Below are 24,562 nucleotides of genomic sequence, written 5' to 3'. Positions count from 1 at the left end.
CCGGCAACGAACATCAGACTGATGGCCGCGATCGCGACCAGTCCGAACAGCAAGATCACCCCCACCAGCTCCGACTGTGCTCGGCCCCCCGACGGATCTTCCCCATCGAGCACAGCGTCACGAACGGTCATGAGAACTGAATCTCTGTTTAGTCTGATAAACGAACCGGCCGATCTGTTTTGTTTAGACCGTTTATATCGTTCTTTCAGGAGAGATATTACGGACATTTGGGTATGAATATTGGCCCGGGAGGGCTGAAGGACCCTCAAAACGGCCGCTCTACCGAAGCGTCCGCCAGCGCCGCGATGCGTCGGCCGATGATGGGGAACGCACGGCGGACGAACCGGACCAACGTACCGTCCGGGACCAACGTATTTGACGGTGGCTGCCGTATCGCCGCTCATGGAATTCCTCATCGTGGGCTACGGCCGAGTCGGCCGTCGGACCGCCCGCATCCTCGTCGAGGAGGGACACGACGTCGTGATCGTCGACAACGATCCGGACCGGATCGAGCGCGCCGAGGACGACGGCTTCGACGCCGTGGCCGGTAGCGGCGACGACGAGGAGGTCCTGATCGCGGCGGGCGTCGAACGGGCCGACGCGGTCGGCGCGTTCACGCCCGACCTCAACGTCAACTTCGCGGCGTGCATGGTCGGCGACCACTACGACTGCCGGACCGTGATGCGGATCGACGAGGACTACCGGGAGGAGATCTACGAGAAGTACGCCGAGAACGTCGACGAGATCGTCTACCCCGAGCGCCTCGGCGCGGCGGGCGCCAAGACGGCGATGCTCGGCGGCGACTTCAACGTCATCGCGGACCTGGCGGCCAACCTGCAGCTGACGGTCCTCGAGATTCGCGAGGGATCGCCGGCGGTCGGCAAACGGCTGAGCGAGCTCGACCTTCCCTCGGACGCCCGCATCTACGCCCACGGTCGGAGCCGGGAGCCGCTCACGATTCCGCTCCCGGGGACCGAACTCGCTGCCGGCGACGAGGTCGCCATCATCGTCGCCACCGACGCGGCACCGGCTCTCCAGGAACGGCTCCGACCGCCGGTCTGAGCGGCGGCTCCGTTTCACCGCTCTACAACGGCGATGTCGGATGGCGTCGGGGCTGACGGTCGAGACCGTCGCGAAAACGGGACGCCCGGAGTGGGCGGGGAATGGGTCGCAGACGCGCACTGAACTGGGGACGGTGTGTCGGATCGGTGCGCGTCCGGTCGGAGGATGGAACCGTAGCGACAAAAAAGTGCGTCAGACGGGCGCGTGACGTCCTCTCCGTTCGCGTAGGGCGTTCGTTTCACGAAGGAATTATTCGTCGCCCCCTCGAAAGGCGATTTCCACCGTCGGGAGCCTATTCAACGCGCGAAGGGCGCCCGGACGCGGAGATCAATGGCCCCTCACTCGTCGACCCGGAACACGAGGACGTTCTGGTGGACCATTGAGGGAACGAACGAGAACGGGTAGCCGTAGACGTGGAGATCCTTCGTCGGATCGTACCAGATCAGGTTCGCCTTCAGAGTCGCCGGGGCGACGTCTTCGATCGCCCGGGCGAGATCGGCCGAGAGGAACTCGTAGGACTGCTCGCGGTACATGTCGCCGATGAAGACGACGACGTAGCCGTCGGATCTCACCACCTCGGCGAACGCGTCGAACTTCTCGGCCATGTCCGTCAGCCACTCGGCTTTCGTCTCCCACTCGGGGCCGTCGGTCGACGGATCGGGGTCGAACGCGTCGAGCTTGCTCGCTCTGGTCTCGCGCTCGTTGCGCGTCTGTTCGAGTTCGTCCATCCGCCAGTACGGGACGTCGGTAAGCAGGAGGTCGATCGAGTCGGACGCCAGCTCTTCGACGAGCGTCTCGCAGTCGCCGTGACGCATCTCCTGGGCGGCCAGGGACGCCTCGCCGCGGGCGCGTCGCTTCTCGTTCTCGCGCTCGAGAACGGTCTCGTAGATCTCGATCCACCGCTCGGTTCGTTCGAATCCGATCGCCTCCCGGTGCCCGGTCCCTTCGTGCTCGCAGAAACTGGCCCCCAGAAGGGTGCCGCCGACGCCCGCGAACGGGTCCAGCACGGTGTCGCCGGCTTTGCTGAACCGTTCGATCAGCTCCGCGCAGAGCCGCGGCGGCTTCTGTCCGCCGTGCTCGCTCCGCAGGTCGTGCTGGACGTCCGGCGGGTACCCCTCGGGGATCACCGACTTCGTCGCGAACTTCCACTCCCTCCCGGTGAGATCGTTCACCCGATTTCGCTCGTCGTAGATGCCCCGGCCCTCCACGTACGTCTGGTGGTCGGCGAGCTCGTCCGTATCGACGACCGCGCCGTCCTCGACGGGGAGCGACTGCTCGCGCGCCCGCGACTCGTCGTACGACCCGTCCTCGCTCGTGAACAGGCGGCTCTGTCGGTGGCGCTCCCCGTCGGTCATACCCCGGAGTGTCGACCGGCGGCGCATAAACGCTGCGCCGGGGTCCGTCGTTTCTGGTCGACTCGCCGCACTGCTCGCAACCAGGTAACGTCGGTGTCGGTGGGGTGCCTTAGTGCGTCCGGCCCCAACGCGTCGACATGAACATGCTCGTCGACGGCGAGTGGCGGACCGACGTCGATCCGACGGCCGGTGAAGACGGTTCCTTCCAGCGCCAGGAGACATCCTTCCGGAACCGGATCGAGGACGACTCGGGCACCCGGTTTCCACCCGAACCGGGTCGGTACCACCTCTACGTGTCGTACGCCTGCCCGTGGGCTCACCGCACCCTGATCACGCGGAAACTGCTGGACCTCGAGGACGCGATCACCGTCTCGGTCGTCGATCCCTTCCGAGGCGAGGACGGCTGGCAGTTCACGCCCGAGAAGGAGGGCTGCACCCGGGATCACGTCCACGGCGCCGACTACCTCCGGGAACTCTACGTGCGCGCGGCGCCCGACGCGACCGGTCGGGTGACCGTGCCCGTCCTCTGGGACACCCAGGAGAACACGATCGTGAACAACGAGTCCCGGGAGATCATGCGGATGCTCAATACCGAGATGGCGCACCTGGGCGACGGGAACGCGACCGTGCTCCCGAGTGATCTCGTCGACGACGTCGACCGGATCCTCGACGAAATCTACGAACCGATCAACAACGGCGTCTACCGCGCCGGCTTCGCGACCGACCAGGAACCCTACGACGAAGCCGTCGACGACCTCTTCGCGGCCCTCGACCGCTGGGACGGGGTTCTCGCGGATCGGCGGTACCTCGCCGGCGAGCGACTCACCGAGGCGGACGTCGCCATGTTCACCACCCTCGTGCGGTTCGACGAGGTGTACCACACCCACTTCATGTGTAACGTCCGCCGGATCACCGACTACGAGCACCTCTGGCCGTACCTGCGCGACCTGTACCAGACGTCCGGCGTCGCAGAGACGGTCCGAATGGACCACGTCAAGGAACACTACTACACGACCCACCCGGGCGTCAACCCTCACCGGATCGTCGCGAGGGGACCGGATCCGGACTTCGGGGCGCCCCACCAACGGGATCGACTGGCCGAGGGCGGGCCGCTGGCGGCCGCCGAGTAGCGACGGCCGGCGAACGCCGAGCGTCGACGCCTTCGGGCACACCGAGTAGCCACGACGGCCGAACGACGATCGTCGACGCCTGCGGACGCATCGGGACCGGCGTCGCGACCGCCGAGTTCGGCAAGAATTATCACCGCCGGTGGTATTTGTCGCGGTATGCCCTACAGCTACGAGCCGCACTACTTCGAGGACCTCGAGGTCGGACAGACCTTCGAGAGCGCGGGGCGGACGATCACCGAGTCGGACTTCGTCTTCCACTCGATGTTCACCGGCGACTGGACTGAGCTGCACACCAACGCGGAGTACTCCGACGACGGCCCGTTCGGCGCCCGGATCGCCCAGGGACCGATGACGTTCATCGTCGCGACCGGTCTCTTCCAGCGAACCGGCATCGTCGAACGCACGGTCGTCGCGTTCCTCGGGATGAACTACATGGACATTCCGAACCCGGTTTACATCGGGGACACCATCAGCGGCGAGTACGAGGTCGCCACCAAGCGCGAACTCGAGAGCCGGGACGACGCCGCCTACGTCGAGATCGACTCGACGATGACCAACCAGGACGGCGAGTCGGTATTCGAGGGCGACATGAAGTTCCTGTTCAAGCGCCGCGACGCGGAGTAGCGTTTCGTCGGGCGCGACGACGGGGGTAGCGCTACGTCGGGTGCGGCGAGTCAGCGTCGCGTTCGGTGGGTCGCGGCGACGCGGAGTGAACGGGGTCCGCCAACCAGCTCCTCGGCATCGGATCGAGAACCGTCACTCGGCGAACGGACCGAACTCCTCGCAACCGACGTCGATCATCCCGACGAGGACCCCGAAGTTCGAGTCCGACCGGATCGTCCCTCGCTGGCGATCGTAGTCGACGACCGCAGCGTCGTCCAGTTTCGGCAGATGGTTGTGCGAGAGTGCGAGGAGCGCGCTCTGGCGGTCCCGGTCCGTGGGCGCCTCGCACTCGCAGTCCGCGAGGAGCTCGGCGAGTTCCATGGTGGAGAGCGGGTCGTCGAAGTCCGCGAGGATGCGGAGGATCAACCGCCGTCGTCGATGACCCAGGAGCGCGTACGCGCGACTTTCAGGGATCGCCGGGGAGGGCTGTTCGTTCATGGGCAGCGTCGAAACGGTCCTACCCGGCCCCTAATCAACAATCGGGACCTTCCGGTTCGAGGTCAGTCGACGGTCCGACCGTTCACACCGATCGTTACTGTTCGAGGACCGTTCATTCCCCGTTCGACCGTTCAATGCGTGTCGGGGTGGGCCCGTTCGAACGTCCGACGCGATGCGGGACCGCGACGGCTCGGACGCTTCTCGACTCGCACTTCGAGGCGGGGACATCGAGCCGTCCCTCCGAGTGCCGATTCACTCCAGCGCCCGCTGGAGCAGCGTCGCCTCCGCGCGTCGAAGCCGCTCCAGGAAGGCCGACTTCGAAACGCCGAGCGCGTCGGCCACCGCCGCGGCGTCGTTCCGCCGGGGAACCTCGAAGTAGCCCATCTCGTAGGCCGTTTCGAGCGCTTCGGCCTGGCCCGCCGTCAGGTTCCACCGGGAGACGACCGGCGCGTCGTCGTCTTCCCCGAGCGGGGTGAGCCTGACGAGCTGGACGCCGACGGTCTCGCCCGCGGTCTCGAGGACGTCCTGGAGCACCGCCTGGCCCACGACGGCGCCGACGTGACGCTCGGTGCCGTCGCGGTACCGGATCGACTCCACGAGCAGGCCGCGGTCGATGAGGCGGTGGACGACGCAGCGCTCCTTCGAGAGACAGCGGAAGGTGCAGCCGTCGTCGCCGACGGTGCGGTGGAGGTACCGGATCCGGTCGTCGTCGTCCAGCACGTCGCCGACGGCGGGATCGGGCGTCGAGAATCGCAGGAGAGTGTTGCCGTCGGTGCGGGCCAGCGGCGGCGCGGCGTCGATCGGCGCGTCGACCGTCGCGGAGGCGTCCGCGAGCGGGCAGCCGTCGCCCGTGACGCGGAACTCGACGACGAGACACTCCTCGATCATGCGTCGCCTCGGGACGGGTCGGCACTCGACGTCGAACCCGTCGCGGGCCGGTCACCGGCGACCGATTCGAGGGCGTCGACCGCTCCTCGGATTGTGGTCGGCCACCGGTCCGCGGATCGCCCGCTCGCCCCGCGCCGTCGTCGCGGGCGTGGCCCCGTCACGGCGGTCGGCTCCCGGCGGGCCGCTCCCGCTCGCCCCACGAGATCGGCTCGGTTCGGGAGAAGCGCGAGCCGAGGAACCGCCAGAGCAACCAGCCGACGAGCGCGAACGGAAGCAGCGGCAACAGGAGGATCGCGATTCCGATCCCCACGACGTACCCGAGGACCGACATCTCGCGATTCGGTCCGTAGCCGGTGGACTCGGAGACAGGTGTCGTCATGGGTGAGTTTAGGCCCGAACGGCTATTCGGTGTTTCGATATCCTGACTCCGATCGGCGACGGCGACCGGCCGCCGTTTCGGTGCCCCGCCTCCCGGCCGACCTGGACGATCCGGACGGGCCGCGGAGCCGCGAGCGAGCGCTGTCACCTGGTGCGGACGCCCGAAGCCGTACCACGGCGTCTACCCGCTGCCTCCGGAAGCCGCTCAGCAGTTCGCCGAGTGGCCGACCGGGCCGAACGGACCCACCGGTCACGACCTCGTAGCGGGGTATCCCGGGATCGTCGAGGGCGGCTGGTGGCGGCCGTACGGTGTCCTGGCGGCCGTTCGGTGTCCTCGAGGTCGTTCGGAATTTTGGAAGCCGTTCGGTGTCCTCGAGGTCGTTTAGCGTTTTGGAAGCCGTTCGGTTGATCACTGAAGATCGGTTGGAACGGACTCGATCTGCTTCGCCCCACCAGCAGGGCCTGCCGACGACGACAGGCACTTGCTCCTCCAGAGCGACGTGGTAGCATGGAGCAGATCGAGGCGTTCGAGGAGATCGACGCCTCGCCGGAGTCCGTGTGGGCGATCCTGACGGATTTCGAGTCGTATCCGGAGTGGAACCCCTTCGTTCGGTCGATATCCGGGACGCTGGCGGAGGGCGAAGAACTGACCGTCCGAATCGACCCGCCGGACTCGCGGGCCTGGACCTTCGAGCCGGAGGTGGTGGCCGTCGACGATGGGCGCCGGTTCGCCTGGCTCGGCAGACTGCTGGTCCCGTTCGCCTTCGACGGCTACCACGAGTTTCGCCTCGATCCGACCGACGACGGCGGCACCCGCCTCCTCCAGCGGGAGACGTTTCGGGGCGCGCTGGTCCCGTTGCTGCTCGACGAGCCCGAAATCGAGCGCGGGTTCGCCGCGATGAACCGAGCGCTGAAAGAGCGAGCGGAGTCCCGGTCGGTCGAAGTGGCCTGAACCGAGAACCCCGTACCGGACCCCCGGTCCCGGATCGCCACCCGTTGTCCCTTCACTCGCCCGGAGCCCCTCGAGTCGACGTTTCGCCGACCGCTTGGCGTACTCTTCGATCGCTTGCCGTATCCTTCGAGTCGGCGCCCTCACTCGATCGCGACGAGTCCGTTCAGGTCGGCGAGCGTCGAGATCTCGTGGGTCGGCGCGGCGGGCAGCTCGTAGTCCCTGCGGTGGTCACGCCGGAGGAACGCCGAGTCGATGCCGCAGGCGTTCGCCGCGGCGACGTCGACGCGGCTGTCGCCGACGTACAGCGGGTTCCGCGCGTCGATCGCGTCGACGGCGCGCTCGAGGTAGTACGGTTCGGGCTTCTTCCGGCGGACGCCCTCGACGGTGGGCTCTCTTCCGATCCAGGGATCGTAGCCCTGCAGTTCGAAGTGATCGACGATGTTGGCGATCGTCTCGTGCTGATTGTTGCTGACGATCGCCCGGGGGACCTCGAGTGCGTCCAGGGCGGCGACGTCGTCGTACAGCCGCTTGCGCCCCGCGCGGATCTCTTCGAGCTGGGCGTCGATCGCGGCGCGTTCGCGGGCCTCCCAGAGGCGACCGGCGTCCACTCCGTGCGCGTCGGCGGCCGACCGGAGCGAGTCGACGGTCGGGTGGTGGAGCGCGTCGACGTGCTCGGCCGGTGGCGCGGTCACCCCGACGCGATCGAACGCGTCTCGGATCGCCTCCTGGAGGACGTCGCGGTCGGTCGGCGTCGTCAGGACGCCGTCGTTGTCGAACACGAGCGCATCGTAGCCTGGCATTCCCGTCGCGGCGTTCGGTCGCCACGATCATCGGTGTTGCGACCGGCGCGCTCGCCCGCCGGCGGCGGACGAACGCCGCGAGGTCCCGCGAAGGCGGTCACTCGTCCCAGCGGGCGTCCGCCAGCGTCCGCTGGACGACCTCGCGGCCGACCGCCTCGGCGAGCGTCTCGAAACCGGCGCGCTCGGTTCGGTCGCCGGCGTTGGCCACCAACCGGGAGACGATGAACTCCGGCGTCGACCGACCCAGGGTGTCAAAGCGCGGCTGGTAGTCGACCAGCAGCTCCAGCTCGGGGTTCAGGCCCTCGGCGAAGATGCCGTCGACCCGGGCTTCGTCGGGCAGCGGCTCCAGATCCTCCGCGAGGTGGGTGACGAAGACGCCGAGGGCGTCGCGCTCGACGGTGAGGGTGACGAGTCCGTGGAGCAGGTTCGCCGCGCTGCCGGGCTCGGTGATCGCCTCGAACTCGTCGACGAGCATCAGGGTCCGTCCGCCGTCGGAAAGCGGCGGGACGATCGAGCGCAGCGTCGACTCGAGCACGCCCGCGTTGAAGCTGGCGTGCCGGCGGTGGAAGACGAGCGCGTCGACGGGCGTCACCTCGGCCCGCGCGGCGGGCACCGGCAGCCCCATGCTCGCGAGGACGACGACCTGACAGAGGGTCTCGAGCAGCGTCGTCTTCCCGCCGCTGTTGGCGCCGGTGAGCACGGCGACCCGTTCCTCGCCGGGATCGCCCGCGGCCGCGGGCCCGGACGAGACCGAGTGGTCGCCCAGGGCGTACGTGACCGGTTGGACCGACTCCTCGTCGACGGCGGCCAGCCGAAGGTTGCGGGCCTCCACCACCGAGAGCGCCGCCCGCTCGCCGGTGACGTACTCCGGTCGGGTACAGTCGGCGGCGATCGCGAAGCGGGCCAGCGAGAGCTGGAAGGCGATCTCGTCGACGGCCGCGACGGCGCGGTCGACCGCCTCGCGGGACTCCGCGACGGTTTCGGCGAGTTCGGCGGCGACCGTCTCCTCGCGTTCGTCGACGGCGCGCCGGAGCGACGAGCGCAGTTCCCGGAGCGTCTCGGCGACGAAGTCGGACGCGTCGGTCGCGTCGCGGGGCATCGCCTCTCGCACCCGGTCGATCGTGAGGTCGGTCTCCGAGAGGAGTCGATCCTCGAACGCCTCGCGGAAGTCATCGACGTCCCGAACGCCGGCGTTCCGGAGCTCCTCGACGATGCCCTCCGCGTCGGCGGTGACGTCATCGACGGTCCCGAGCCCGGTTCGGAGGCGATCGAGCTCGTCGTCCACGCCGTCGCGGACCCGTCCGTCCGCCGTGGCGCCGAGAGCTCGCGCCGCTTCGTCGAGCGTTTCTCGATCGAGGTCGGCGATCGCGGCGAACGGGCCCGATTCGACGTCGGCGTCGACGAGCGCGATGGCGGTCTCGACGGCCGCCCGCTCGGTCCCGTCTCTTTCGTCGTAGCGCTCGTAGGCGGCCAGAACGGCGCGCCCGGCGTCGTCCTCGATCGACTCCCACGCGTCGCGGGCCGCGAGCACGTCGTCGAGGCGCGCTTCCATCTCATCTCGGCTCGTGAGCGGCGTGAGCACGCGAATGCGGTCGGCCGCGCGCTCGGTGACGGCGTGCTGGACCGCGAGCTCCAGGACGTCCTTGTAGGCGTCCCGGGCGTCCGGCGTGGCCAGCGTCTCCATCCCCGCCCCGCCCGTCGCTCGCCGCAAGATGTGCGTCGCCCGCCCGCGGGCCAACCCGGCGTCGGTCAGCGCCCGGACGTCGCCGCGCTCGATGGCGACGCTCGCCCGCTCGGCGCCGAGTTCGTCGACGAGCCGCTCGCGGGTCTTCGGGCCGACGCCCCAGTACTCCTCGAGTCGCATACTCGGGGGTTCGAGGCGACGGTAATGAAGGGCGTGGTGTCGTCGCGGGGGACGTTGTGTCGTCGCAGAAAGGACGCGGTGTCCTCGTGGGGGCGCGGTGTCCTCGCGGAGGGGGAGTGTCCTCGCGGAGCGGCGCTTCGTGCTCGTAATCGGTTCGCGAACGCGCCGCGCCGCTCGCTGGTCGGTGCGGCGGGGAACGGGCGGGGGAGCACCCCGCCCTGGCGTGAGAGACATGAGCGCACTCGAAGCGGGGGCGAGTCCACTTGAGCGGTCCGGGCACGAACGCACGGCAGGGGCCGGTGGGCGCGTCGTGGGCGGGGCCGAGCGTGCACCCGACGCGGGGCATCCGCCCCGCAGGGGAACCAAGTGCGGACGCACCCTTTGTTAACCGTTTGCTGGCACGCGAAAGGCGCACCCAAACGACGCGCTCGGCGGTACCTACGGTATGGTAGGGGGCGACTATCGCCCGTCTCCGCCCGACTCGATTTCGCTCTCGTCGCCCGTAGCCGAGCATTGACGCGAGATGCGGGAAAACACGGATAGGCCCCGGTCGCGTGAGTGGCGCCATGACCAACGGTCGAACGCCCTCGCTCCGCGTGGGCGTCGTCGGACTCGGCTACATCGGAACGTTCGTCGGCGGTCAGCTCCATCGTCACCCGGGGGCGACGGTGACCGCGGTCTGCGATCTCGACGAGGAGATCCGTGCGGACGTCGGCGCCCGGTTCGGCGTCGACGCCGACCGGCGCTACGCCGCACACGATAGGATGTTCGCCGAAGCGCCACTCGACGCGGTCCTGATCGGGACGCCGCACACGCTGCACTACGAGCAGGTGATCGACGCCCTCGAGGCCGACCTCCACGTCTACTGCGACAAGCCGTTGACGACCGATCTGGAGCAGGCTCGGGACCTCGTCGCCAGGGACGACCGCTCGGATCGCACGCTGATGGTCGGCTACCAGCGACACCTCCAGCGGGCCTTTCAGCGGGCGCGGTCGCGGTGGGACGACGGCGGCGAACCCACCTGGCTCACCGCCTCCATCACCCAGGGCTGGATCGAAGACTCGCTGGAAACCTGGCGGCTCGAACCGTCGTTGAGCGGCGGCGGGTTCCTCTACGATACGGGGAGCCACGTCCTCGACGCGGTCCTGTGGACGACCGGACTCGAACCCGTCTCGGTCGCCGCGAGCATGGACTTTCACGACGACGAGCGCCGGATCGACCGTCGGGCGCACCTCGACGTCGCGTTCGAGAGCGGGGCGACCGGAACGTTCTCCTTCGACGGCGACGCGGCCGCCGTCCGCGAGCACATCCACCTCTGGGACGAAGACGGTGCGGTCTACCTCGAGGGGAAAGAGTGGGGTTCGCGCGAGGTGACGTACGTCGATGCCGACAGCGCCGAGTACGTCCCGTACGACGACCACCGGGCCGAACGCTCCCGCGGCGACGCATTCGTCGAGAGCGTCCGGGACGGACGCGAGCCGCCGGCGACCGCACGCGACGCGCTTCGAGTGACCGCGCTGACCGAGGCCGCCTACGAGGCGGCGCGGACCGGCGATCGCGTCACCGTGGGGTAGGGAGTTTCGGCGATCGGTGAGGCGTTCGACGGCGACGTCGTCCGCCGGGGAGGACCGTCGAGCGATGAGGCGGCCCGACGGGCCTCCGATCCCGTCCCGGTTCCGAACCGCCGCTACGGTTCCGATCCCGAAGATTCGCCGACGCCGCGGTGGGGTACGGACCGGTTACCCGGTCACGGGTCGGCGAGGTCGCCGACACATAAATGTGGTGGGTGTTAACTCGACGCAACCCGACGACGGCGACGGGTAATCGGTCCGTTGTCCCGGGGGCCACCGGAGTACCTGACGGATAACTACATCGGGTAGAGTCGTCGGAGCAGCCATGATCGAGTGCACCAACTGCGAGACCGCCCAGTTCCTCCAGATCACCAAGAGCCGGGTGTACTTCGAGGACGGGGAGATGATCAACGAGATCACCGAGCGATACGAGTGCACGCTCTGTGAGGGGACCGGCACCTACGCGCTCACCGAGGAGGACGAGGTCGAGGTCTCCGGGGAGGTCCAGGTGACGACCGAGCGGCCGCGGTACGCCTGACGGCTGTGCGGGAGTTACTTTCGTCCCCGATTCGGCGTCGCTCCCGTCCCCGATTCGGCGTCTCGACGCCGCTCGGCGCCCGATTCGGTGAAACGATCTCGTCGCATCGGCTGACGACCTGATACGGGCCGACGCCTCCGACGGGCGTGGGGCGCCGTCGGCATCGGAGGCGACGACGCTCGCGGTTCGGTGTCTCGATCGCGCGTCTTCTTCGCCGCCAGTTCGAACCGATCGGCGTCTCTCGCCCGCCTACCGATCCTCCGGGCGCGGTTCCCGTCTATCCGCCGCTTCGGCGCCTTCGGGTCCGTCGTCGGGCGCCGTCGTCACCCGTTCTGTCGCCGGGTTCCGTCGTCACCCGTTTTGTCGCGGCCCGCCCCATCGCCACGTGCTCAGTCGCCCCCTTCTCCGTCGCCGTCACCGTGCGGCCCGTCACCGCCGCCACCGTCACCGTGCGGCCCGTCACCGCCGCCACCGTCACCGTGCGGTCCGCCATCGCTACCGTCTCCGTGCCCTCCGTCGCCGCCGTAGGTAACCGGCACTTCCGCCAGCCCGCGCGGCTGGCCCGCCTCCGTGTACTGGCGGCGAGCGACGGCGGCGGCCCGTCGGTCGGTATCCCACTCCTCGAACAGGCCGTACTCCGTCATCGTCTCCATCCCCGCGATCGCCGCCGAGAGTTTGATCCCCACCAGCGGCACGTCCGCGACGGAGACGATCACGTCCGCGCGGATCACCGCACCGTCCCGCAGGAGCGTGTCGACGAGGTCGACGATCGCGTCGTCGGATTTCTCGGGATCCACGGCGATCACCCGTCCTCCGGCGAGCCCCCGTCGCCGAACGCCGGCGTGAACGTGTAGGGCGGCCAGGGGCCGGTAAATCGGACCGCCACGCCGTCCGTGGCGGCGACCTCGTCGAGGGCGGCCCCGACGTCGTCCTCGTCGTCCTCGTGAGCGAGGACCGTCAGACGACAGACCGTCTCCGCGTCGTCGTCGAACGAAATCGCGTCGCCGTCCGCTCGCCCGTCGCCCGCACGATCGTCGTGGTCGTCGTGCGCTCGCTCGTCGCTCGCACGATCGTCGCCCCCCGATCGATCGCCGTCGGGATGACCGTCGTCGCCGCCCGTCCGGCTCCCGTCGATCGACGTCGTCGGTTCGCGCTCGAGCTCGTGGACCTCACGCACGTGAGGCGTCAGTCGCTCCCTGACCTCCTCGGCCAGCAGCTCCCGACGCTCGCGGCGTCGCTCGCGCAGTCGGTTCTCGTAGCGCTTCTCGAGCAGGTGCGCTCGCCCGCGGTCGGCCGCCTCGATCTCCGCGCCGAGCGCCGCGAGTCGCTCGTCCCCGTCGGCCAGCGCCTCGTCGTCGAGGGATTCGGTTCGGATCACCTCGATCCGGTACTCCCAGTGATCGGCCAGGGCGTCGAGCGCTCTCGAGAGCGTCTCCCGTTCGGTCCGGAGCCACTCGCGGACGACGGCGTCGTCGCCGCGGACGATCGTGTCGAACTGGAACGGCAGCGGCGTGCCGAACGCCTCGGCGGCGGCGTCGACGACGGACTGGTGGCGGACCAGCCAGCCACGGATCTCGGTCGGGTCCGCCGAGTCGTAGAGCCCGTCGCACTCGTGGACGACGGCCCCGATCCCGTCCGTCGCCACGACGGACACCGGTTCGTCGTCGATTCCGGCGATCTCGATCGCGTCCTCGGCGACCGACTCGGCGTCTCCGACTCGAACGGCACAGTAGACGTACCGTCCCTCGTCGATCCGCGGCGGCTCCGCATCGATCGGCTCGGCGGAATCCGCGGCGTGACGGCGCCCCGAGTCGGCGTCCGCGTTCTCGCCGGGGCGTTCCGCGCCACCGTCGCCCGTCTCGGCGGGTTCCGGGTCGCGTCTCACTCCTCTTCACCTCCGAACACGGAGTAGCCGGGTTTTCGATGGACGGCCGGATCCGCGTCCAGCTGCTCGAGCGCGTCGGAGACGAGCCCGTCGAGATCGCCGCGGAGGTCGTCGACGCCCTCCTCGATTCCCTGGTCGGCCTTGATCGCCTCGATCTCGTCTTCGATCCGCGCCAGCTGGCGGCCGAGACGCTCGATCTCCTCGTCCGCGAGCCGGCCGGACTCCATCCGCCGGAGCGCCTCCCGCTCGAGGGCCTCCAGCAGGAGTTCGACGACGGTGACCACCAGCGTCAGCACGCCGTCAGCCGCCTCCTCGCCGTCGACGTCGATCGTCGTCATTCGTCGTCCCCCGCGTCGCTCTCGGTCGTTTCACCGTCGGGCTCGTCGTCGCCCGACGCGTCGTCGGGGAACTGCTCGCCGATGGCGGATCCCTCCTCCCGGTCGTCGCCGATCATGTCGAATCCGTCGTCGGTGGGGACGTTGGGGTCGGGCCGGGCTCCGAGCCGTTCGGTGCCGCGGTCGTCCCCGCCGAAGAGGCCGTCGTCCCCGGACCCGTCGGCCGCTCGATCGTCCCCGGAGCCGTCCCCTCCGCCGGCGCCGCCCTCCGCGATCTGCACTTCCTGGGCCAGCACGTCCGGATCACTCACGGTCTCGTCGCTCTGATCGTGCTGGAAGCAAAAGCCGTCGTCCCCGGCCTCGCGGGAGCAGCGGTCGCCGCTCCCGGTTAGGGCGAGACACCGCTCCACGTCGGACACCTCGGCGATCTCCGTGACGTTGACGCCTCGGGTGGCATCGATCGGGGGGCGGGGCCGTTCTTGCTCCGCCAGCTCGGGTTCGTCGACCGCCTCAGCGACCCGCCGCATGTCCGTTCCTTCGGGGAACTCGAGTCCGTACTTCGCGGCGGTCTCGAAGGAGGCGATGGCCGCCCGGACCTGGATGCCGAGCAGCTGGGTGTCGCCGATGGAGACGGCGATGTCGGCGTTGATCACGACGCCCTTGTCGAGCAGCATCTCGACGACGTCGGCGAGATCGGACTTCCGTCGGCTGGGTTGGAATTCGTTCATCGGTCGTACCCCCGGCGCTCGCGCTCGCGCCTGAATCGATCGCCGTAGATCCGTTTTCGGCCCGGCGCGTTCGAGTGACGCACCTTTTGCGGGACGGTGGAGTGGTTGGCGACCGACGCGACGTCCGAGCGCGGGGTCTCGATCGTCGAGACCGCCGTCGGGTTCCGCGAGCTCGGCTGTCGATCGATGTTCCGGGTTCGCTCCCGGTTCTCCTCGATCACGCGTTCGAATTTTCCGTGGGCTCGCAAGAGGCCGTCGCGGAACTCGTCGACGCCCTCGATCGCCTGCTGCTGGATGATCTCCTCGTACGCGGAGAGGTCGCCGTCGCCGACGTCGAAGTCCGACTTCGCCGCCCGGGCGCCCATCTCCATCACGTCGTCGGCGTCGGTCTCGATCAGTTCGTCGTCATCGTCGCCGACGCGGTCCGTGGCCTCGTCGATTACTCCGTCGTCGTCATCGTCCTCAGTCATCGCCGTCGCCGCCTGGCCGATCATCCCCTCGTCGTCCTCGTCGTCGGTCAGGTCGTCGATCGCGTCCTCGGCGTCGCGCTTCGACGACCACAGCTCCGTCACGTCCACGTCGCCCAGCAGCTTCCGGATGCTGATCGCCCTGAGTAGCTGGCGGAGCCTGACCACTTCTTCGTCCTCGCTATCCCGTAAGGCGTCGGGGACGTCCCCCAGTTCGATGGCCTCGAGAACCTGTTCGCGGTCGACCGCTTCCGGAAGCTCGGCGAAGTCGATCGCCTCCAGGATGTCCTCGGCCTGGTCGAGCACCTCCAGCACGTCGCGCAGATCCCGGGTCAGACCCTCGCCGTCGCGGCCCCCGTCGGTGACGTCGTCTACCTTCTCCGCCGCCGCGTCGGCGGCGTCCCCGGCCGAATCTTTCATCGTCTCCGCGAGGCCACCGTCTTCGTCGTCCGACCCGCCGTCCTCGGCGATCGATTTCAACTTCGATTCCGCCTCGACCAGCTTCGTCTCGAATGTCTCAGTCATTGGTATCGTGTCCGATTCTGACGGTCAGGATTCCGTTGCGGACGCGCGCCGCCGCGGATCGGTCCGGCCAGGGTACGTCGACGCGCGCGAGGTTCCGCCCCGCCGCGCGGACGACGAGTTCGTTCCCGCGGAACCCGGCCGTGAGCTCGTCCTCGCCCGTGCCGGAGACGTCCGCGGCCACGAGCAACTCGTCGTCGCGCCGACGCGTGGTCACGTTGCAGTCGTCCGCGGCCGTTTCGTCGAAGCCGCCTGCGGTGGTTCGTCGTCCGTGCGCGTCGTGTCGGCCGCGGGTCCGGCCGATCGGTGACCACCGCGTCCGGGACCGATCCGGGGTGCGTCCGAGTCCCCGAACCGGACGCGAGCGGTCGGACGGATCGAGCGCGGAGCCGATCGAGACGTGGAGGTCGATCCCGGACCGCCGATCGTCGCGACGCGGTTCGTCCCGGTCGCCGAGCGCCTCGAGGGCGCGGCGGATCGACGAGAACCACTCGGCGGCGCCGGACTGCGGTCGCCGCGGCGTCCCCTCGTCTTCGTCGTCCGATCGATCGCCGTCGCCCGATCGATCGCCGTCGCCCGACCGATCGCCGTCGTCCGATCGGTCGGCGCGATCGTCTCCAGCCTCGCCGGGAGTGGGCGTCACGTTTTCACCTCCACGCGACCGCTCGAGAGCTGTTCGTGTACTTCGCGGGCGATCTCGAGTTCGTCTTCCAGGTCCGCCTTCCTGTCTTCGTACTCCGCCTCGGATCGCTCGCCCAGTTCGTACAGCAGCTGGTTCTCCTTCAGCTCGTCCTGGATCTCCTCGATATCGTACAGCTCGTTCAGAGCGACGGTGTGCAGCGCGTCGACGATGCCGACGATCGGTCGAAACAGGAGGTCGTCGATGATGATCATCGCTGCCCCCCGATCTGTATATCCACGAAGCTGTAGGGCGCGAACGGCCCCGTGTACTGTATCGCGAGGTCTTCGTATTCGTCTTCGAGGCGGGCGACGGCCTCGTCGAACGCCTCGCGGTCGTCTCGCTCGACGAGGTACGACCGGTTCAGCACCAGCCGGTCGCTGAACAGGCCGTTGTCCACCGCGTCCGTCGCGATCGGCTCGAGTTCGTCGGCGATCGCCTCGCGGACGGTCTCGTCGTCGATCGATCCGTCCTCGTCGCGAACGACCTTCACGCCCAGTTCGATCGCCCCGTCGATGGCGCGCATCGCGCGTCTGAAGGCGGGGCGTCCGCCGCGGAGGACGTTCTTCAGCGCGCGCTCGCTCTCGAACGCCATGCCGAACTGCATGGGGACGACCGTCCGCCCGCCGTCGGCCTCCATCACCTCGCGGAGCACCTCGTCGTGGCGCTTGGCGTCCTCGTCGGTGCGCTCCGGATCGGTCGTCTCGACCTCGGACACCATCGCCGCCAGCCGGCCGTTCTCGATCGGGTAGACCCGATCGTCCCCGCCGACGGCGTCGGTCTCGAGTTCGATCGCGTCCTCGGCCTGGACGACGCCGTACACGTACGGGTGGCTCACCGAAGTTCACCTCCGCGACCGCACCGATCATCGGCGAGTGGGTGATGGTCGTCGGTGGCCGACAAGTGGTCGTTGGCGGACGAGAACCGGTCGTCACTCTTCGGCCACTGCGCGCTTGGCGACCGCGGGACCGTTCTCCGTGATCGGATCGATCGATCGTTGCTGGTAGCGTGCATGATTGGTCCGTCGTCGCTCGCACCGATCCGCCCGGATCGGCGATCTGAGACGCTCAGTGGAACGCATTCGGGCGCGACGCCCCCTTACCATGATGCTTGCACGTTCAGCGTGAACGATGATACGTGTCCCAGCGCCATTTCGAGTGCATGGCACAACCACAACGCCGTCCCGATTCGTCGAGTCTCGCGGAGGTCCTCGATCGGATCCTCGACAAAGGTGTCGTCATCGACGTGTGGGCGCGAATCTCCGTCGTGGGGATCGAACTCATCACCGTCGAGGCGCGCGTCGTCGTCGCCTCCGTGGACACGTTCCTCCACTACGCGGAGGAGATAGCGAAGATAGAACGGGCGACCGCGGAAGGCGATCTCGAGGATCTCGAGGAACTCGAGATCGAACAGCGACCCGAATCGTCACCGCAGTCGGCGACGCCGGAGTCCTCGTAACGACGCCGATGGGGAACGGCTCATCGGGACGTTCGCGGACGGTCCGCGGACGGAAGATCAGGAGCGGCCGAGCGGAAAAGGAGCTGCGACGCGCGAGCGACGCGGCCGGCGACGACGGGTCGGGAGGAGACGAGACGGTCCCGCTCCGGTCGCCCGACGAGGTCGGACCCGACCCGTTCGTCGCTACCGACGAGATCGCGACCCTCGAAGGGCGGATCACGAACTGGCTCGACGCCGACCAGCCGGTCCACCTCATCGGCCCGACGGGCTGTGGCAAGACCGCTCTCGCGCTCCACGCGGCCGCGGAGCGGGGTCGACCGGTCGTCTGGATCAACGGCGATTCGGCCGTCGACACGGCCGCGCTCGTCGGCGACCACGCCGGCGGCGCGCGCTACAGCGAGCGCGACGAGTACGTCAGCGGCGTCCGGAAGGAGACCGAGATCGTCCGGGAGCGCTGGGTCGACAACCCGCTCTCGGTCGCCGTGCGGGAGGGTGCGACGCTCGTCTACAACGAGTTCTCGCGGACCGACCCGGCGGCGCACAACGTGCTCCTGTCGGTCTTCGAGGAGGGCGTCCTCGAACGACCGGCCAAACGCGGCGAGGATCGCCAGATCGACGTTCACCCGGAGTTCGGCGCGATCCTCACCTCGAACTCGACCGAGTACGCCGGCGTCCACGAACAGCAGGACGCGCTCCTCGACCGGTTCGTGGGGATCCACGTCGACTACTACGACGAGGCGACCGAGCGCGAGATCGTGGCCGCGCACGTCGACCTCCCCGACGATCGGATCGATCGGATCGTCGCCATCACGCGCGACCTCCGGGAGAAACTCGACGCGACCGTCGGGACCCGGGTCGCGATCACGGCCGCGAAGGGGGTCGCGGCCTTCGAGGACGACTCCGACCGCGATCGGCTGGTCGACGTCTTCACGGACGTGCTCGTCCCGAAAGTCGCTGACGACGGCGACCCGCGCGAACTCCGATCCGCGATCGAATCGACGATCGAGTGACCGAGCGACACCCGACACGAGACCGAAACGACAGGAGCGATCCACCGACCATGGCGAAAGCAGAAGCGACCGGCGAACAGTGTAAGGCCCTCACCGAGAGCGGCGACCGCTGCTCCCGCGAGGCCGACGAAGACGGATTCTGCCACCAACACAACGAGAGTGATGACACCGTGAGCGAAGCAGAACAGGCCGAACAGGAAGAACAGACCGAACAGGAAGAACGGGAAGACGTCGAGACGACCGATCCCGAGGACGTCGACGTTCAGGTCGACGTCGACGACGACCGGATCGAGGCGGTGCTGTCGGTCCGACAGACGGTCCAGTCGACGGCGAGCGAGCTCATCGGACGGCCCTTCGACGGCGTCACGGAGATCACGGCCGTCGAGGACGGCTGGCGCGCGGTCGTCGAGGTCGTCGAGCGGCGCGCCGTCCCCGACACCCAGGACGTGATCGGCCGGTACGAGATCGAGCTCGACGAGGACGGCGTGATCGAGGGCTACCGGCGGATCGACCGCTACCGCCGGGGTGACACGACCGCCTTCGTGGAGGTCGAGTAGTTCCCCTCGACGGAGTCGAACTTCGGGTTCGTCGCCGATCGAACGGACGAAACCTGTCTCGACCCCGACGACGAAACCGATTCCGACCGCAAGGACGAAACCGACTCGGTCCGACGGTCGACCCGTGAGACGCGTCCACGGGTTGCCCGTTCGCGGGGTCGACGTCGACGCCGAGACTCGCTGTGCCCACTACGACGGCGACCGCGACGTCGTCGCGCTGAAGTTCGCTTGCTGTGAGTCCTACCATCCCTGCTTTCGGTGTCACGAATCGGTCGCGGACCACGAGGCCGAGCCGTGGCCGCGCGTCCGGTTCGACGAACCCGCGGTCCTCTGTGGGGTCTGCGGGACGGAGCTGACGCCGCCAGCGTACCTCGACGCAGAGCACCGCTGTCCCGCCTGCGACGCCCCGTTCAACCCGGGCTGTGAGGCCCACGCCGACCGGTACTTCGAACGGTAGCGACCGCTCGGACGGCGCCACCGGCGGCCCGATTTTGACGCGCGAGGTCGTCCCGATCCGGTCGCAACCGTTGCCGGCGCGATCCGGTCGCAACCGGTGTCGGTCACGAGCGGTCGATCGGTCAGTCGTCGCCGACGATCGTCGCCGTCGGCTCCCGCCCAGACTCGTCGCGTCGGCCGGTTTCTGGTTCCGCGGCCAGCGCCGCTTCGACGCCGGGCGCCAGCGAGTTGACGATCGATCGGCCGTCGCGCTCGCGCTCGACGAGCCCGTCCTCGGCGAGCGTGGAGAGGTGGTGGGACGCGGTGCTCGGGTCGACGTCGAGTTCGTCGGCGATCCGACCGTTGTGCGCCCGCTCGACGTCGGCCAGCGTCTCGAGCACGCGGCGCTTGGCGGGCTCCGAGAGCGCGGCGGTCAGTTCCACGTCCTCGGCGGCCGCGGGGAAGTACCGCCGCTTGCCGTCGCGTTTCTCCGTGATGAGGAGTCCCTCCTCTTCCAGGATCCGGACGTGGTGGCGGATCGTCGAGAGGGAGACCTCGCGACGCTCGCCGAGCGCGGAGAGGTACAGCCCCGGCTCCGCCTCGATCGCCTCGTAGATCGTCCGCCGCTCGTCGTGTTCGAGCGGATCCGAGTCGTCGTACCGGCTGTACCGGAGGATCGACAGCGGGAGCGTCTCCCACGGGATCGACGCCGCGCGGCCGGCCAGACGACGAACGCGGTCGACCGTCCGTCTCCCCGTGCTCGACCCGCCGGCGGCGCCTCCTCCGGCGGTGGCCCCGGCGAACGAGGAACCGCCCGCGATCGTCGTCCCGAGGAGCGCGACCAGCGCGGCCTGGACGACGTCACCGGCGTCGGCCGGGGACGGGTCGTCCCCGGCGCCATCGGCCCCGGCCGCGGCGTCGTACTCGTCCGCGGAATCGTCCCCGGTCGCGGTTTCGTTCGTCGGCTCGCTCGCAGACGAACGGTCGTCACCGTCGGCGCCGAGGGGCGCCTCGAGGTCGTCGTCGAGATCGTCCAGCTCGTCGACGATCTCATCGGTGGTATCGTCCAGGTTGCCGTCGAGACCGTCGGTGGTATCGTCCAGGCTGCCGTCGAGACCGTCGGTGGTGTCGTTCAGGTCGTTTTCGGTGTCGTCGGTGGTATCGTCCAGGTCGTCTTTGGTGTCGTCGGTGGTATCGTCCAGATCGTCTTCGGTGTCGTCGGTGGTGTCGTTCAGGTCGTCTTCGGTGTCGTCGGTGGTGTCGTTCAGGTCGTCCTCGAGGTCGACCGTTGCGGCGGTCGCGACGGCGTCGTCGACCGGCGAACCGGCGGCCGAATCGACGGAGCCGGAGGACGCGGCCCCGTCGACGGGGTGGATCGCGAGTGCGCTCCCTCCCGCCGCTCCCGCGAGTAACAGACAGGTCGCGACGATCGCGAGGATCCGCACCGAACGCCGCCGGTTCGACGACGCGAACATGGTCAGTACGTGCGGACTTTCACGCGATCCGTCTTATGTGTTGTTACGTCCGATACGCGGCGTCGGATTCGTCCTCCGACGCCCGTAGCGTCGATCTTCGGCGCCGAGGCGGTTGATCCGTGCCGCCCGAAACCGGTACCTATCGTCACTCGACCGCGAAGGGGCTCTTCCGCTCGGTCCAGGGCCAGCCGGGGAGCCGCTCCTGGAAGCCCGCCGCGAGCGCGGCATCGAGGTCGTCGACGCCGGCGTTCTCGTCGGGACCGCCGTGGACGCGGAGGTCCGCGTAGTGGAAGGTCGCCTCGCCGAGCGTCCGGAGGGGCTGAGTGCCGGCGATCGTCGCGGCGAGCTCGCGGCCGAGTATCTCGTCGACGACGAAACCGGGGTAGTCGTCGGCGACGTCGAGCTCGCGCAAGATCGCGACCATCGCGGCGACGTTCACCGCCAGATCGCCGTCGGCGAACACCTCGTCGACCGAATCGCGGTACGCCGGCTCCGTCACGTGCGCGACGTCGGCCTCGAAAATCTCGCCGAGATCGTCGCGCACGGCGTTGATCAGCGGGACGATCCGCGCCGAGCGCTCGCGCACCCAGTCGCGCTCGGCGGCGACGCGGTCGGGAGTGAACTCCATGAGCGTCCTTCGGCACCTCGCCTCCTTGCTTTTGCGAAGGCTTTTATATCCCGCGTAGAATACCTCCGTGTAAGCGGGTTCTCGCTGGAGTCCTCCCGCGCGGACAGGACCGAACCCTGTGAGCGTACTCGGCAGACGATCGAGGACAGTCACACGATGACTCCCGAAGGTGACAACGACGCGGCACGTATCGCGTCGAACTCTCCGCCTGCCGGTCGGTCGGACCGGTCCGCCCCGTCGATGTCGACCGTGGGCGGACCCCGGGTCGACGGCGGCCGTCGGCCGTGGGCGGGTGCGATCCGGTCCGCGCGACTCCAGCCGAGCGAACTCTCGCGACTATGAGTACCGTAGAGCAGCAACTCGACGATCTGCAAGCAGAGATCACCAGCGAACTCCCGAGCGATATCTCGGTGTCGTCGGTGAAATACGAGGGGCCGGAACTCGTCGTCTACACGCGCGACCCCAAGAAGTTCGCGCGGCAAGGCGACCTCGTCCGGAAGCTGGCGAGCAAGCTTCGCAAGCGAATCACGGTCCGCCCCGATCCGGGCGTCCTCTCGCGACCGGCTGAAGCCCGCGAGAAGATCCTCGAGGTCATCCCCGAGGAGGCGGACGTCGAGGACCTCGACTTCCACGCCGACACCGGCGAGGTCGTGATCGAGGCGGCCAAGCCCGGGATGGTGATCGGTCGACGCGGTTCGACGCTCCGGGAGATCACCGAGACGGTCGGGTGGACGCCCGAGGTCGTTCGGACGCCACCGATCGAGTCCTCGACGGTCTCGAACGTCCGGAACTTCCTCAAGCAAGAGCGCGACGACCGTCGGGACATCCTGGAACGGGTCGGACGCCAGATCCACCGCGAGAAGATGTCGGACGACGAGTACGTCCGCATAACCACGCTGGGGTGCTGTCGCGAGGTCGGACGCGCCTCGTTCATCCTCTCGACGCCCGAAACGCGCGTTCTCATCGATTGCGGCGACAAGCCCGGAGCGGAGGGAGAGGTGCCGTACCTCCACGCGCCGGAAGCGTTCGGCGCCGGCCCGCAGACGATCGACGCGGTCGTCCTCACCCACGCCCACCTGGACCACTCCGCGCTCGTTCCGCTCCTCTTCAAGTACGGTTACGACGGACCGATCTACTGCACCGAGCCGACGCGGGACCTCATGGGCCTGCTCACCCTCGATTATCTCGACGTCGCCGCCAAGGAGGGTCGCGCGCCGCCCTACGAGTCCGAACAGGTGCGCGAAGCGATCAAACACTGCATCCCGCTCGAGTACGGGGACGTCACCGACATCGCGCCCGACCTCAAACTCACCTTCCACAACGCGGGCCACATCCTCGGCTCCGCGGTCAGCCACTTCCACGTCGGCGACGGCCTCTACAACGTCTGCTTCTCCGGCGACATCCACTACACCGACACGCGGCTGTTCAACGGCGCGGTCAACGACTTCCCGCGCGTCGAGACGCTCGTGATGGAGTCCACCTACGGCGGTCGGAACGATTACCAGACCGACCAGGAGGACTCCGAGCGCAAGCTCAAACAGATCATCCAGCGCACGCACGATCGGGGCGGCAAGGTCCTCATTCCGGCGTTCGCCGTCGGTCGGTCCCAGGAGATCATGCTCGTCCTCGAGGAGGCGATGCGCGAGGGCGAGATCCCCTCGATGCCGGTCCACCTCGACGGTATGATCTGGGAGGCGACGGCGATCCACACGACCTACCCCGAGTACCTGCGCGACGATCTCCGGGACCGGATATTCCACGAGGACGAGAATCCGTTCCTCGCCGAGGAGTTCAACCACATCGACGGCGGCGAGGACGAACGCCAGGAGGTCGCCGACGGCGGCCCCTGTATCATCCTCTCGACGTCCGGGATGGTCACGGGCGGGCCGATCATGTCCTGGCTCTCTCACGTCGGTCCCGACCCGAACTCGACGCTCGTGTTCGTCGGCTACCAGGCCCAGGGAACGCTCGGGCGGCGCATCCAGAACGGCTGGGACGAGATCCCCGTCTCGGACATCGGTCGCCACGACCGCGACGGCGACGGCCGCGGGACCCTCTCGCTCGACCTCGACGTCGAGACCGTCGACGGTTTCTCCGGCCACGCCGACCGCGCCGGCCTCGAGAACTTCGTCAAGACGATGAACCCGCGCCCGGAGAAGGTGCTGTGCGTCCACGGCGACGAGCGCTCGGTGCAGGACCTCTCCTCGGCGCTGTACCACGAGTACAACATCCGGACGTTCGCCCCGAAGAACCTGGAGACTTTCCGATTCCTCTGATCGGCGACGCGGCTTCCGATCGGTCGGACGAGTCGGGTGGGCGTTCGACTCCGATCGATCGGACGAGTCGGATGGGCGTTCGACTCCGATCGAAATCCCGGACGTTCACTCGTGCTTGAACGTGTTCAAGGGCCGCCTCCCGCCGTGAAGCGTCGACCGCCTTTTTGTGGGCGGGGTCCGGTTCATCACCTGCACGGGTGAACGCGTCGGTCGGGGGCCGACGCACCGATGAGTGCGTCGATCGGGGGATCGGCGCACCAACCGAGGCGGATCGACGCCTCGACCGGGGGATCGGCGCGGGTGGCGATACCGCCGCGTTCGTGGGGTGCGCGGCGCCCCGATCGACGATCGACCGTCCGGCGCCGTCCAGCACCCGTCCGGCGCCGCACACCGTCGCTCGGACCGATCCCGTTTCCCGTCTCGACGGCGGCCCGTTCCCTGTCACACGCGATCGGGGCCGCCGGACGG

The 24,562-nt window shown here is 68.6% G+C and carries 27 protein-coding genes; 11 read left to right on the top strand and 16 right to left on the bottom strand.

The genetic code is table 11. The annotated features are described in order from the left end of the window. Nucleotides 1-402 precede the first annotated feature (402 nt). A complete protein-coding gene (locus tag QZT59_RS08305; protein WP_290814077.1) occupies nt 403-1,062 on the top strand; it encodes a TrkA family potassium uptake protein in 660 nt (219 codons plus the stop codon). A gap of 338 nt (nt 1,063-1,400) precedes the next feature. Here the strand turns inward: QZT59_RS08305 and QZT59_RS08300 are convergent, their stop codons facing one another. Then, on the bottom strand, nt 1,401-2,417 hold the full coding sequence (locus tag QZT59_RS08300) for a DNA methyltransferase (RefSeq protein WP_290814074.1): 1,017 nt from the start codon (nt 2,415-2,417) through the stop codon (nt 1,401-1,403). Between the two features lie 137 nt (nt 2,418-2,554). On the opposite strand from QZT59_RS08300, the gene QZT59_RS08295 reads away from it, so the two are divergent. Beyond that, nucleotides 2,555-3,547, top strand: a complete 993-nt coding sequence (locus QZT59_RS08295; protein ID WP_290814071.1) for a glutathione S-transferase family protein — start codon at nt 2,555-2,557, stop codon at nt 3,545-3,547. A 156-nt stretch (nt 3,548-3,703) separates the two neighbouring features. Continuing rightward, the gene (locus tag QZT59_RS08290; RefSeq protein ID WP_290814068.1) at nt 3,704-4,171 is read left to right on the top strand and encodes a MaoC/PaaZ C-terminal domain-containing protein; all 468 of its coding nucleotides are present in this window, start codon (nt 3,704-3,706) and stop codon (nt 4,169-4,171) included. Nucleotides 4,172-4,303: 132 nt separating this feature from the next. Here the strand turns inward: QZT59_RS08290 and QZT59_RS08285 are convergent, their stop codons facing one another. The 3 genes from QZT59_RS08285 to QZT59_RS08275 all read right to left on the bottom strand — a co-directional run bounded on the left by QZT59_RS08285 (nt 4,304) and on the right by QZT59_RS08275 (nt 5,915). Beyond that, complete coding sequence (locus QZT59_RS08285; RefSeq protein ID WP_290814065.1) at nt 4,304-4,648, bottom strand: hypothetical protein; 345 nt, start codon at nt 4,646-4,648, stop codon at nt 4,304-4,306. A 252-nt stretch (nt 4,649-4,900) separates the two neighbouring features. Further along, the gene (locus QZT59_RS08280; RefSeq protein ID WP_290814062.1) at nt 4,901-5,536 is read right to left on the bottom strand and encodes a helix-turn-helix domain-containing protein; all 636 of its coding nucleotides are present in this window, start codon (nt 5,534-5,536) and stop codon (nt 4,901-4,903) included. 157 nt (nt 5,537-5,693) lie between these two features. Then, nucleotides 5,694-5,915, bottom strand: coding sequence for a hypothetical protein (locus tag QZT59_RS08275; RefSeq protein ID WP_290814059.1), 222 nt, complete (start codon nt 5,913-5,915; stop codon nt 5,694-5,696). 507 nt (nt 5,916-6,422) lie between these two features. Here QZT59_RS08275 and QZT59_RS08270 point away from each other — a divergent pair. Next, nucleotides 6,423-6,866, top strand: coding sequence for an SRPBCC domain-containing protein (locus QZT59_RS08270; RefSeq protein ID WP_290814057.1), 444 nt, complete (start codon nt 6,423-6,425; stop codon nt 6,864-6,866). 140 nt (nt 6,867-7,006) lie between these two features. Here QZT59_RS08270 and QZT59_RS08265 read toward each other — a convergent pair whose 3' ends face one another. Next, the gene (locus QZT59_RS08265; RefSeq protein ID WP_290814054.1) at nt 7,007-7,666 is read right to left on the bottom strand and encodes an HAD family hydrolase; all 660 of its coding nucleotides are present in this window, start codon (nt 7,664-7,666) and stop codon (nt 7,007-7,009) included. Between the two features lie 97 nt (nt 7,667-7,763). Beyond that, on the bottom strand, nt 7,764-9,530 hold the full coding sequence (locus tag QZT59_RS08260; protein WP_290814051.1) for a DNA mismatch repair protein: 1,767 nt from the start codon (nt 9,528-9,530) through the stop codon (nt 7,764-7,766). A 566-nt stretch (nt 9,531-10,096) separates the two neighbouring features. Between QZT59_RS08260 and QZT59_RS08255 the strand changes: the two genes are divergently transcribed. Next, a complete protein-coding gene (locus QZT59_RS08255) occupies nt 10,097-11,104 on the top strand; it encodes a Gfo/Idh/MocA family protein (RefSeq protein WP_290814048.1) in 1,008 nt (335 codons plus the stop codon). A 322-nt stretch (nt 11,105-11,426) separates the two neighbouring features. Beyond that, a complete protein-coding gene (locus QZT59_RS08250; RefSeq protein WP_290814046.1) occupies nt 11,427-11,639 on the top strand; it encodes a hypothetical protein in 213 nt (70 codons plus the stop codon). Between the two features lie 389 nt (nt 11,640-12,028). Here QZT59_RS08250 and gvpM read toward each other — a convergent pair whose 3' ends face one another. From gvpM to QZT59_RS08210, 8 genes are read right to left on the bottom strand one after another with little or no spacing between them, the layout of a single operon-like run. Beyond that, nucleotides 12,029-12,436: a gas vesicle protein GvpM gene (gene gvpM, locus QZT59_RS08245; protein WP_290814043.1), complete on the bottom strand. Its 408-nt coding sequence runs from the start codon at nt 12,434-12,436 to the stop codon at nt 12,029-12,031. A gap of 5 nt (nt 12,437-12,441) precedes the next feature. Beyond that, complete coding sequence (gvpL, locus tag QZT59_RS08240) at nt 12,442-13,524, bottom strand: gas vesicle protein GvpL (protein WP_394348643.1); 1,083 nt, start codon at nt 13,522-13,524, stop codon at nt 12,442-12,444. Further along, nucleotides 13,521-13,862, bottom strand: coding sequence for a gas vesicle protein GvpK (gene gvpK, locus QZT59_RS08235; RefSeq protein ID WP_290814040.1), 342 nt, complete (start codon nt 13,860-13,862; stop codon nt 13,521-13,523). The genes gvpL and gvpK overlap by 4 nt, the downstream gene beginning before the upstream one ends. Beyond that, entirely contained in the window at nt 13,859-14,587 is a 729-nt protein-coding gene (gvpJ, locus tag QZT59_RS08230) for a gas vesicle protein GvpJ (protein WP_290814037.1), read from the bottom strand. Before gvpJ ends, gvpK begins: the two co-directional genes overlap by 4 nt. Continuing rightward, nucleotides 14,584-15,579 (bottom strand): hypothetical protein, encoded by a 996-nt coding sequence (locus tag QZT59_RS08225; protein WP_290814035.1) that lies wholly within the window; start codon nt 15,577-15,579, stop codon nt 14,584-14,586. The genes gvpJ and QZT59_RS08225 overlap by 4 nt, the downstream gene beginning before the upstream one ends. Then, on the bottom strand, nt 15,572-16,219 hold the full coding sequence (locus tag QZT59_RS08220; RefSeq protein ID WP_290814032.1) for an Hsp20/alpha crystallin family protein: 648 nt from the start codon (nt 16,217-16,219) through the stop codon (nt 15,572-15,574). Before QZT59_RS08220 ends, QZT59_RS08225 begins: the two co-directional genes overlap by 8 nt. Then, entirely contained in the window at nt 16,216-16,470 is a 255-nt protein-coding gene (gvpF, locus tag QZT59_RS08215) for a gas vesicle protein GvpF (RefSeq protein WP_290814029.1), read from the bottom strand. Before gvpF ends, QZT59_RS08220 begins: the two co-directional genes overlap by 4 nt. Continuing rightward, nucleotides 16,467-17,093 carry a GvpL/GvpF family gas vesicle protein gene (locus QZT59_RS08210; protein WP_290814026.1) on the bottom strand — a complete coding sequence of 209 codons (627 nt, stop codon included), beginning with the start codon at nt 17,091-17,093 and terminating at the stop codon, nt 16,467-16,469. Before QZT59_RS08210 ends, gvpF begins: the two co-directional genes overlap by 4 nt. 323 nt (nt 17,094-17,416) lie before the next feature. Between QZT59_RS08210 and gvpA the strand changes: the two genes are divergently transcribed. The 4 genes from gvpA (at nt 17,417) to QZT59_RS08190 (ending at nt 19,737) form a co-directional block, all read left to right on the top strand. Further along, the gene (gene gvpA, locus QZT59_RS08205; RefSeq protein WP_290814024.1) at nt 17,417-17,713 is read left to right on the top strand and encodes a gas vesicle protein GvpA; all 297 of its coding nucleotides are present in this window, start codon (nt 17,417-17,419) and stop codon (nt 17,711-17,713) included. 8 nt (nt 17,714-17,721) lie between these two features. Further along, entirely contained in the window at nt 17,722-18,723 is a 1,002-nt protein-coding gene (gvpN, locus tag QZT59_RS08200; RefSeq protein WP_290814021.1) for a gas vesicle protein GvpN, read from the top strand. Between the two features lie 50 nt (nt 18,724-18,773). Beyond that, nucleotides 18,774-19,280, top strand: a complete 507-nt coding sequence (gvpO, locus tag QZT59_RS08195; protein ID WP_290814018.1) for a gas vesicle protein GvpO, halophile-type — start codon at nt 18,774-18,776, stop codon at nt 19,278-19,280. Between the two features lie 124 nt (nt 19,281-19,404). Continuing rightward, nucleotides 19,405-19,737: a CHY zinc finger protein gene (locus tag QZT59_RS08190; protein ID WP_290814015.1), complete on the top strand. Its 333-nt coding sequence runs from the start codon at nt 19,405-19,407 to the stop codon at nt 19,735-19,737. Nucleotides 19,738-19,858: 121 nt separating this feature from the next. On the opposite strand, the gene QZT59_RS08185 is transcribed toward QZT59_RS08190, so the two are convergent. Then, nucleotides 19,859-21,160 carry a metalloregulator ArsR/SmtB family transcription factor gene (locus tag QZT59_RS08185; protein WP_290814012.1) on the bottom strand — a complete coding sequence of 434 codons (1,302 nt, stop codon included), beginning with the start codon at nt 21,158-21,160 and terminating at the stop codon, nt 19,859-19,861. A 175-nt stretch (nt 21,161-21,335) separates the two neighbouring features. Next, nucleotides 21,336-21,818 (bottom strand): hypothetical protein, encoded by a 483-nt coding sequence (locus QZT59_RS08180; protein ID WP_290814009.1) that lies wholly within the window; start codon nt 21,816-21,818, stop codon nt 21,336-21,338. Between the two features lie 338 nt (nt 21,819-22,156). On the opposite strand from QZT59_RS08180, the gene QZT59_RS08175 reads away from it, so the two are divergent. Then, nucleotides 22,157-24,094, top strand: coding sequence for a beta-CASP ribonuclease aCPSF1 (locus QZT59_RS08175; RefSeq protein WP_290814006.1), 1,938 nt, complete (start codon nt 22,157-22,159; stop codon nt 24,092-24,094). The last annotated feature ends 468 nt before the right edge of the window (nt 24,095-24,562 follow it).

It is taken from the genome of Halovivax sp. (genome assembly GCA_007119345.1).
In the GTDB taxonomy this organism is placed as follows: Archaea; Halobacteriota; Halobacteria; order Halobacteriales; family Natrialbaceae; genus Halovivax.
This window is presented reverse-complemented; position numbering and strand designations above follow the sequence as displayed.